This window comes from Stenotrophomonas sp. (genome assembly GCF_036662295.1).
In the GTDB taxonomy this organism is placed as follows: Bacteria; Pseudomonadota; Gammaproteobacteria; order Xanthomonadales; family Xanthomonadaceae; genus Stenotrophomonas.
Genome location: NZ_JAVWXA010000150.1, coordinates 2,748 through 7,247 on the forward strand (window position 1 = coordinate 2,748; position 4,500 = coordinate 7,247).

Annotated in this window: 3 protein-coding genes; 2 read left to right on the forward strand and 1 reads right to left on the reverse strand. The window is 69.2% G+C overall.

Annotation, left to right across the window (positions count from 1 at the left end; genetic code table 11):
• Positions 1–501: 501 nt before the first annotated feature.
• Positions 502–2,565, reverse strand: coding sequence for an EAL domain-containing protein (locus tag RSA25_RS18330; RefSeq protein ID WP_332810261.1), 2,064 nt, complete (start codon positions 2,563–2,565; stop codon positions 502–504).
• A 171-nt stretch (positions 2,566–2,736) separates the two neighbouring features.
• Between RSA25_RS18330 and radA the strand changes: the two genes are divergently transcribed.
• Together radA and RSA25_RS18340 are read left to right on the forward strand one after the other, a co-directional pair.
• Positions 2,737–4,116 (forward strand): DNA repair protein RadA, encoded by a 1,380-nt coding sequence (radA, locus tag RSA25_RS18335; protein ID WP_332810262.1) that lies wholly within the window; start codon positions 2,737–2,739, stop codon positions 4,114–4,116.
• 46 nt (positions 4,117–4,162) lie between these two features.
• The coding region (locus RSA25_RS18340; RefSeq protein ID WP_332810263.1) for a hypothetical protein at positions 4,163–4,500 on the forward strand (338 nt) is incomplete at its 3' end.

Here is a 4,500-nt window from a genome sequence, read left to right on the forward strand (position 1 = left end):
GCCACCGCGCGTTGCACCGTTACCGGCGGTCGACCAAGGTTCGACCCTACCGGCGGCCTTGCACCCCCCGAGGTAGGGTCGGTTCCCGAACGACCGCCGATATCCCGTCCACACCCGGCGAACGCATGACAATCATCGCGGTGGCGCGCCGGCACCGGCCACAGCAGAGCCTGCGTCCTCCAGCGGTCATGTCGCCACCGCGCGTTGCACCGTTACCGGCGGTCGACCAAGGTTCGACCCTACCGGCGGCCTTGCACCCCCCGAGGTAGGGTCGGTTCCCGAACGACCGCCGATATCCCGTCCACACCCGGCGAACGCATGACAATCATCGCGGCGGCGCTCCGGCATCGGCATCGGCATCGGCCACAGCCACAGCCACAGCCACAGCCACAGCAGAGCCTACGTCGTCCAGCAGTCATGTCGCCACCGCGCGTTGCACCGTTACCGGCAGTCGACCAAGGTTCAACCCTGCCGGGCACACGCGTCATGCACTACCGCGTCCTACGCCGCCTCGGCCAGGCGCAGGAATTCCTCGGCCGCCACCGGTCGGCCGAGGTGGTAGCCCTGCAACTGGTCGCAGCCCAGGTCGCTCAGGTACTGGCGTTGCCCGTCGGTCTCCACGCCTTCGGCCACGATCTGCAACTGCAGCGAGCGGCCCAGCGCGATGATCGAGGACACGATCGCGGCGTCTTCGGCATTGTCCTCCAGGTCGCGCACGAAGGCGCGGTCGATCTTCAGCTCGGTCGCCGGCATGCGCTTGAGGTAGAGCAGGCTGGAGTAGCCCGTGCCGAAATCGTCGATGGAGATGTTCACCCCCATCGCCGTCAGCCCGTGCAGGATCTGCAGGCTGGCTTCCACGTCGCGCATCGCCGTGGTCTCGGTCACTTCCAGGGTCAGGTGGCGCGGGTCCAGCCCGTGCCGCTCCAGCGTCCGCTTGACCGTATCCAGCAGCGTGCTGGAGGCGAACTGCAGCGGTGACAGGTTCACCGCGATCGTCCAGTGCGCGTGCCCGGCATCGTGCCAGGCGCGCAGCTGCGCGCAGGCGCGGTCCAGCACCCAGTCGCCCAGGGGCAGGATCAGCCCGCTGCGTTCGGCCAGCGGAATGAAGGTGTCCGGGCCCAGCAGGCCCAGCTCCGGATGCTGCCAGCGCACCAGCGCCTCGGCCCCGATCAGGGCCTCGCCGTTGGCCGGGAACTTGGGCTGATAGTGCAGCACCAGCTCGTTGCGGTGGATCGCGCGGCGCAGCTCCTGCAGCAGCTTCAACTGGCGGTTGGCGCTGACGTGCATCGACTCGGTGAAGAACGTATAGCCGTTCCGGCCGCCGTCCTTGGTGTGGTACATCGCCGCATCCGCGTGCGCCATCAGCTCGCGCTCGTTGGTCGCATCGGACGGATACAGCGCGATGCCCAGGCTGGCGGTCACCTGCAGCTCCAGCGTATCGATCAGGAACGGCTCGCTGACGCTGGCGATGATGCGCTCGGCCACCACCGCCGCGTCTTCCGGGTCATCCACCTGGAAGACGATCACGAACTCATCCCCGCCCAGCCGCGCGAAGGTGTCCTGGCTGCGCAGCAGGGCGCTCACGCGCTCGCTCATCTGGATCAGCAGCTTGTCGCCCAGCTGGTGTCCGTAGGCATCGTTGATCGCCTTGAAGCCATCCAGGTCGCAGAACATCACCGCAAAGCTGAACTGCCGGCGCTTCGCCTTCTCGATCGCCTGCTCGATCCGGTCCTGCAGCAGCATGCGGTTGGGCAGCTGGGTCAGGGGATCGTGCAGCGCGGCCTGAAGCAGCTTCTCGTTGGCGTGGGCCAGCGAGTCGGCCAGCATCCCCGTGCGCGTGCGCATCTGCCGGTCGAACACCGAGGCCAGCAGCGCGATCCCCAGCGTGGCCAGGGTGGTCACGATCACCAGCACCGCCAGCCACTTGGTGTCCAGGCCATCGCCGGACACCGCCCCGCAGATGCTGCCGGCCGGGAAATTCGCCGCGGCCATGCCGGTGTAGTGCATGCCCACGATGGCCAGGCCCATCACCACCGAGGCCATGCCGCGCAGCAGGAACGGGCGGCGCTGCTCGGTGCGCAGGCGGAAGGCGATCCACAACGCGGCACCGGCGGCGGTGATGGCGATCAGCAGCGACAGCGAGAACCAGAACGGGTCGTAGTCGATCCCCGGCTGCATGCGCATCGCCGACATGCCCAGGTAATGCATGGCCGCGATGCCCAGCCCCATCAGCACCGCACCGGCGCCCAGCCGCGCCCACGGCAGCGAGGGCCGCGAGACCAGCCACAGCGCATACGCCGAGGCGCCCACCGAGACCGCCAGCGAGAACAGGGTGATGTCCAGGTCGTAGCCCACCGGGATCGGCAGGTGGAAGGCCAGCATGCCGATGAAGTGCATCGACCAGATGCCCAGCCCCATCGCCCCGGCGCCGCCGGCCAGCCACCAGCGCGCCACCCGCCCCTGGGTGCTGGCCAGCCGGCCGGCCATGTCCAGCGCCGTGTACGAGGCGAGGATGGCAACCATCAGCGAGAACAGGACGAGACTCTGGCTGTAAGTGCCGGTCATGGGAAAGCCTGGAGAAAGAGGGAAGGGCGATGGCCCGCCCCGGTATCGGCACGTGCAGGGGGAACTTGAGGGGGAAACCGAGGGGCAGACCCCGGGCCGATCGGCGCGCGTCTCGGTGGGTGCGACGCGGCTCGGCTATCCTGCCCGCCAGACGATGACGTGGACGTGGACATGGCCAAGCGACTCACCGCATACGTGTGCAGCGAATGCGGCGCCGAATACAGCAAGTGGCAGGGGCAGTGCACCGAGTGCGGTGTCTGGAACGTGCTGACCGAGATCACCCTGGAGAGCGCGACCGCCACCAAGGCGTCGCCCGCCGCGCGCCGCTCCGGCTGGGCCGGCAAGGTCGATGCGCCCAAGGTCATGGCGCTCAAGGATGTGCAGCAGACCGAGCACCTGCGCGTGAGCACCTGCATCGGCGAGTTCGACCGGGTGCTGGGCGGCGGCCTGGTGGAAGGCGCGGTGATCCTGGTCGGCGGCGATCCGGGCATCGGCAAGTCCACGCTGCTGCTGCAGGCCGTGGCGCGCATGGCCGCGACCCTGCCGGTGCTCTACATCACCGGCGAGGAATCGCTCTCGCAGGTGGCCGGGCGCGCGGTGCGCCTGGACCTGCCGCTGGACAACGTCAACGCGTTGGCCGAAACCCAGGTCGAGGCGATCCTGCAGCACGCCAGCGTGGCGCGGCCCAAGCTGATCGTGGCCGATTCCATCCAGACCCTGTGGACCGAATCGCTCACCGCCGCGCCCGGCTCGGTCAGCCAGGTGCGCGAGAGCGCCGCGCGGCTGGTCCGCTTCGCCAAGGAAACCGGCACCGCCGTGTTCCTGGTCGGGCACGTCACCAAGGAGGGCGGCATCGCCGGGCCGCGCGTGCTCGAACACATGGTCGATGCGGTGCTGTACTTCGAGGGTGAGAGCGGCAGCCGCTTCCGCCTGCTGCGCGCCTTCAAGAACCGCTTCGGCGCGGTCAACGAACTGGGCGTGTTCGCGATGGGCGAGAAGGGCCTGAAAGAGGTGTCCAATCCCTCGGCCATCTTCCTGTCCGGGGGCAGCACCCAGCAGCCGGGCAGCTGCGTCATGGTGACCCGCGAGGGCACCCGGCCGTTGCTGGTGGAGGTGCAGGCCCTGGTGGACACCTCCCCGCTGTCCAACCCGCGCCGGGTGGCGGTGGGCCTGGAGCAGAACCGGCTGGCGATGCTGCTGGCCGTGCTGCATCGCCACGGCGGCGTGCTGGTCGGCGACCAGGACGTGTTCGTCAACGTGGTCGGCGGCATCCGCGTGCAGGAAACCGCCGTGGACCTGCCGGTGCTGCTGGCGGTGCTGTCCTCGCTGCAGGACCGGCCGCTGGCCGAGAAGACCATCGCCTTTGGCGAGGTGGGACTGTCCGGCGAAATACGTCCGGTGCCCAATGGCGAAGACCGCCTGCGCGAAGCGGCCACGCATGGCTTCAAGCGGGCGATCGTGCCCAAGGCCAATGCGCCCAAGACCGGCAGCGTGAAGGGCATGGAAGTGATCGCGGTGGAACGTCTGTCCGAGGCCATCGAGGCCGCCTGAGGCTTACAATCCGGCCTACCGAAGGATCGACACAAGGAAACGTGGCATGCGCAGGGGACTGTTGTGGATGGCGCTGCTGGCCGCGCCGGGGGTGCAGGCCGCGCCGGCGTGCGAGGAGCCGGTGGCGGTGGCGCAGGCCTTCTTCAAGGCCAGCGTCGATGATTTCCTGGCCAGCCCGCCTGCGCTGTTGACCCCGGCCTTCGCCCGGGCGATGGCCGGCGAGCGCGAGTGCCAGCGGGTGGAGCAGGGCATCTGCCGGTTCGACCGCGATCCGTGGCTGGATGGCCAGGATGGCGAGATCGACGCGCCGCCGCGGTTCGTGGCCCGCCCGTCGAAGGCCGGGGCGCCGGTAGTGGTGGAGGCGCGTTACCCGGTGTGGGGCCA

Excerpts from the sequence above, each read along its gene's own strand:
- radA (WP_332810262.1), top strand. The coding sequence starts at position 2,737 with ATGGCCAAGCGACTCACCGCATACGTGTGCAGCGAATGCGGCGCCGAA.
- RSA25_RS18330 (WP_332810261.1), bottom strand. The coding sequence starts at position 2,565 with ATGACCGGCACTTACAGCCAGAGTCTCGTCCTGTTCTCGCTGATGGTT.